Source organism: Thiobacillus sp., assembly GCF_018780105.1.
Classification (GTDB): domain Bacteria; phylum Pseudomonadota; class Gammaproteobacteria; order Burkholderiales; family Thiobacillaceae; genus Thiobacillus.
The window spans coordinates 1-5,592 of the sequence record NZ_JADMKC010000029.1 but is presented as its reverse complement, the minus strand read 5'-3'; the positions used below and the strand labels follow the sequence as shown (position 1 = coordinate 5,592).

Here is a 5,592-nt window from a genome sequence, read left to right as displayed (position 1 = left end):
TCGCCCGTCACGGTCACGCTGTCGAACGGCGCGACGATCAGCATCGCAGCCGGCGCATCGAGCGGCACGGTCAGCGTCGCCGCACCGGCCGACGACGTGTACCTCGATGCGGGCAGCGTCAGCGTCACCCTTGCATCCGCCACGGGCGGTAATTTCGAGTCGCTGGCAATCGATCCGGCGGCCGCTGTGACGACCATCACCGACACCCTCGGTACGACCACGGTCAGCCTCACTGCTTCGGCCAGTGTGGCCGAAGGTGGCAACATCACTTACACCGCAAGCCTCAACAATGTGGCACAGACGCCGGTCAGCATGACCCTTTCCAACGGTGCGGTGATCAGCATCGCTGCAGGTGCGTCCAGCGGAACAGTCAGCGTCGCTGCGCCGTCCGATGATGTCTATCTGGATGCAGGCAGCATCAGTGCAACGATCGCATCAGCATCGGGTGGCAACTTTGAAAGCCTGGCGATCAACCCGGCTGCCGCCACTACGGGCATCACCGATACGCTCGACACCACAACGATCAGCCTGAGCGCAAGCGTTTCGGTGACTGAAGGCGGCAACATCACTTACACCGCCAGCCTCAACAATGTGGCGCAAACGCCGGTCAGCGTGACGCTGAGCAACGGTGCGACGATTTCCATCGCTGCCGGCGCTTCCAGCGGCAGCGTAAGCGTTGCTGCGCCGTCCGACGATGCCTACCTCGACGCCAGCAGCGTCAGCGCCACCATTGCGTCTGCATCGGGCGGAAACTTCGAGAATCTGGCAATCAATCCGGCTGCGGCAACGACCAGCATCACCGACACCCTCGATACGACCACAGTCAACCTGGGCGCTTCCGCCAGCGTGGCCGAAGGCGGCAACATCACTTACACCGCCACTCTCAACAATGTGGCCCAGACGCCCGTCAGCGTGACCCTTTCCAACGGCGCGGCGATCAGCATCGCTGCCGGCGCGTCCAGCGGAACAGTCAGCGTCACTGCGCCGACCGATGATGTGTATCTGGATGCCGGTTCGGTTTCAGCCACGATTGCCTCGGCTGCCGGCGGTAATTTCGAGAGCCTCGTCGTCAACCCGGCTGCAGCCACCACCAGCATCACCGACACGCTCGACACCACGACCGTTAGCCTGAGCGCGAGCGCTTCGGTGGCTGAGGGCGGCAACATCGTCTACACCGCCAGCCTCAACAATGTGGCGCAGTCACCGGTCAGCATCACCCTCAGCAACGGCGCCGTCATCAGTATCGCTGCCGGTACAGCTTCCGGCAGCGTCTCCATCGCGGCGCCGGCTGACGATGTCTATATCGACGCAGGTTCAGTCTCGGCCACGATGGTGTCTGCCACAGGCGGCAACTTCGAAAACCTGGCGATCAATCCCGCAGCAGCCACCACCAGCATAACCGACACACTCGACACCACGACCGTCAGCCTGAGCGCGGACGCCTCGGTGGCCGAAGGTGGCAACATCACTTACACCGCGAGCCTCAACAATGTGGCCCAGACGCCGGTCAGCGTGACGCTGTCCAACGGTGCGGTCATCGGCATCGCTGCCGGCGCTTCCAGCGGTACGATCAGCGTCGCCGCACCGGCCGACGATGTGTACCTTGATGCGGGCAGCGTCAGCGCGACCATTGCCTCGGCTGCCGGCGGCAATTTCGAAAACCTCGTCGTCAGCCCAGCTGCGGCCACCAGCATTACCGACACGATCGATGTGACCACGGTCTCGTTGACCGCTTCCGCCAGCGCGGCTGAGGGCGGCAACATCAGCTATACGGCCAACCTCAACAATGTGGCGCAGTCGCCGGTCAGCATCACCCTGAGCAATGGCGCAACGATTTCCATCGCTACCGGCGCTTCCAGCGGCAGCGTGAGCGTCCCCGCGCCGGCCGACGATGTCTACCTCGATGCCGGAAGCGTTTCGGCCAGCATCAGCAGCGCCACCGGCGGCAATTTCGAGAACCTCGTCGTCAACCCGGCTGCCGCCACTACCAGCATTACCGACACGCTCGACAGTACGACCGTCAGCCTGAGCGCAAGCGCTTCGGTGGCTGAAGGCGGCAACATCGTCTACACGGCCAGCCTCAACAACGTGGCGCAGTCGCCGGTCAGCATCACCCTGAGCAACGGTGCCGTCATCAGCATCGCCGCGGGCGCCTCGACCGGCAGCGTGAGCGTTGCGGCACCGTCCGATGATGTCTATGTCGATGCGGCTTCGGTCTCGGCCACGATTGCCTCGGCTTCGGGCGGCAACTTCGAAAACCTGGCGATCAATCCGGCGGCAGCGACCACCAGCGTTACCGATACGCTGGACACGACCACGGTCTCGATCAGCGGCGACGGCAGTGTGGCCGAAGGCGCAAGCGCCAGCTACACGGTGTCGCTCACCAGTCCGGCGCAGTCCGCTGTCACGGTCAATCTGAGCTACAGCGGTACGGCGGCCAACGGCGCCGATTTCACCGGTGTGCTCAGCGTGACCATTCCGGCCGGCGCTGCTTCCGCCAGCTTCAGCATCGCCACGCTCGACGATGCACTCGCTGAAGGCGCCGAGACCTTCACCGTCAGCATTGCCGGCGCCAGCGGCGGCAACTTCGAAAGCCTCGCCGTCAGCGGCAGCGCCAACAGCGTCAGCACCGCCCTCGTCGACAACGATGTCACCTCGGTCAGTCTCAGCGCCACGCCGGCCCTGACCGAAGTCGGCGGCACGATCATCTATACGGCAACGGTCACCCAGGCGCCGATCAGCGATCTCACACTGGGCCTGAGCAACGGCGCCAGCATCACCATCCTCGCCGGCCAGACGACGGGCAGCACCAGTGTGGCCGTGGCGCCGAGCGACGACGTCTACCTCGATTCCGGCAGCCTCAGCGCCAGCATCAGCACGGCGACGGGCGGCGGCGTTGTGGTTGCGATCGATCCCACGCCGGCGGTCACTGCGATCAACGACACGCTCGATACCAGTACGCTGAGCCTGACCGCGGCTCCGAGCGTGGCCGAGGGCGGCAATATCACCTACACGGCAAGCCTCAACAACGTGGCACAAACGCCGGTCACGGTCACCTTGTCGAACGGCGCGACGATTACCATCGCTGCCGGCGCTTCCAGCGGCTCGGTCAGCGTCGCCGCACCGACCGAAGATGTGTATCTCGATGCGGGCAGCGTCAGCGCCACGATCAGCAGCGCCAGCGGTGGCAACTTCGAGAGTCTGGCCATCAACCCGGCGGCTGCGGTGACCGCCATCAGCGACACCGTCGATGTCACGACCGTGAGCCTGACCGCCACCCCGAGCGTCGCCGAAGGCGGCAACATCACCTATACCGCCAGCCTCAACAACGTGGCGCAAACGCCCGTCAGCATCACCCTCGCCAGCGGCGCCACCCTCATCATCGCTGCCGGCGCAAGCAGCGGCAGCGTATCCGTGGCCGCGCCGGCCGATGACGCCTATCTGGATGCCGGCAGCGTGTCCGAAACCATCAGTTCCGCCACCGGCGGCAACTTCGAAAGCCTAGCCATTGACCCGGCGGCTGCGGCAACCAGCATCACCGACACGATCGATGTCACCAGCGTCACGCTGACGGCCAATGCAAGCGTCGCCGAGGGCGGCAACATCCTCTATACAGCGAACCTGAACAACACCGCGCAGACGGCGGTTACGGTGACGCTGTCGAATGGCGCGACGATCACGATTGCCGCGGGCTCGTCCAGCGGCGCGGTCAGCGTCGCCGCACCGGCCGACGATGTGTACCTTGATTCAGGCAGCATCAGCGCAACCATTGCCTCGACTTCCGGCGGCAATTTCGAGAATCTCGTTGTCAACCCAGCCGCAGCGATCACCACGATCACTGACACCAGCGACACCACGACGGTGAGCCTCTCGGCCAGTGGCAGCGTAGCTGAAGGCGGCAACATCACCTACACGGCAAGCCTCGACAACGTGGCCCAGACGCCCGTCAGCGTGAGCTTGAGCAATGGCGCCAGCATCACCATCGCCGCCGGCGCTTCCACCGGCAGCGTGAGCATTCTCGCTCCGTCTGACGATGCCTACCTCGACGCTGGCAGCATCAGCGCCACCATTGCGTCTGCAACGGGCGGCAACTTCGAGAATCTGGCGATCAACCCGGCTGCCGCAACGACCGCAATCAGCGACACGCTGGATGCGACCACGGTTTCCCTCACGGCGACCCCGAGCGTCGCCGAAGGCGGCAACATCACTTACTTGGCAAGCCTCGACAACGTCGCGCAAACGCCGGTCACGGTCACGCTGTCGAACGGCGCGACGATCACCATCGCCGCCGGCGCTTCCAGCGGCACGGTCAGCGTTGCCGCACCGGCCGATGATGTGTATCTCGATGCGGGCAGCGTCAGCGCGACGATCACTGCCGCCACCGGCGGGAACTTCGAAAGCCTGGCGATCGACCCTTCCGTAGCGACAAGCTCGATCACCGACACCCTCGACAGCACGACGCTCAGCCTGAGCGCGAGCGCTTCGGTGGCCGAAGGCGGCAACATCACCTACACCGCCAGTCTCAACAATGTGGCGCTGACTCCGGTCAGCGTGACCCTGAGCAACGGCGCAACGATCACCATCGCTGCCGGCACGGCTTCCGGCAGCGTCAGCGTTGCCGCGCCGTCCGACGATGCATATCTCGACGCGGGCTCAGTCTCGGCCACCCTCGCCTCGGCCAGTGGTGGAAATTTCGAGAGCCTCAGCCTCAACCCTGCCCCGGCCATCACCACGATCACCGACACGCTGGATACGACCACGGTTTCCCTCACGGCGACCCCGAACGTCGCCGAAGGCGGCAACATCACCTACACCGCGAGCCTCGACAATGTGGCTCAGACGCCCGTCAGCGTCACCCTGTCCAACGGTGCCAGCATCACCATCGCCGCCGGCGCTTCCAGCGGCGCGGTCAGCGTCGCCGCACCGACCGACGATGTGTATCTCGATGCGGGCAGCGTCAGCGCCACGATCAGTGCCGCCACCGGCGGCAACTTCGAAAGCCTGGCCATCAACCCGGCTGCTGCGGCAACCAGCATCAGCGACACGCTGGATGCCACCACCGTTTCACTCACCGCTACGCCGAACGTCGCCGAAGGCGGCAGCATTCTCTATACCGCCAGCCTCAACAACGCAGCTGAAACGCCGGTCAGCGTCACGCTGAGCAATGGTGCGGTCATCAGCATCGCTGCCGGCGCGTCTTCCGGCAGCGTCTCTGTTGCTGCGCCAGCCGACGATGCATACGTCGATGCGGGTTCTGTCTCGGCCACGATTGCCTCGGCTGCCGGCGGCAATTTCGAGAGCCTGTCGATCGACCCGGCTGCCGCGATCACCACGATCACCGACACCAGCGACACCACGACGGTGAGTCTCTCAGCCAGCGGCAGCGTGGCCGAAGGCGGCAACATCACTTACACCGCCAGCCTCAACAATGTGGCGCAGACGCCGGTCAGCGTGACGCTTTCCAACGGGGCAGTGGTCACGATTGCGGCCGGTGCTTCCAGCGGTAGCGTGAGTGTTGCTGCGCCGTCCGACGATGTCTACCTCGACGCCGGCAGCATCAGCGCCACCATTGCGTCTGCATCCGGCGGCAAC

The 5,592-nt window shown here is 64.9% G+C and carries 1 protein-coding gene; it reads left to right on the top strand.

Annotation, left to right across the window (positions count from 1 at the left end; genetic code table 11):
* Positions 1–5,592, top strand: a 5,592-nt coding sequence (locus IV098_RS13070) for an immunoglobulin-like domain-containing protein (RefSeq protein ID WP_296889772.1), incomplete at both ends; no start/stop codon positions are given.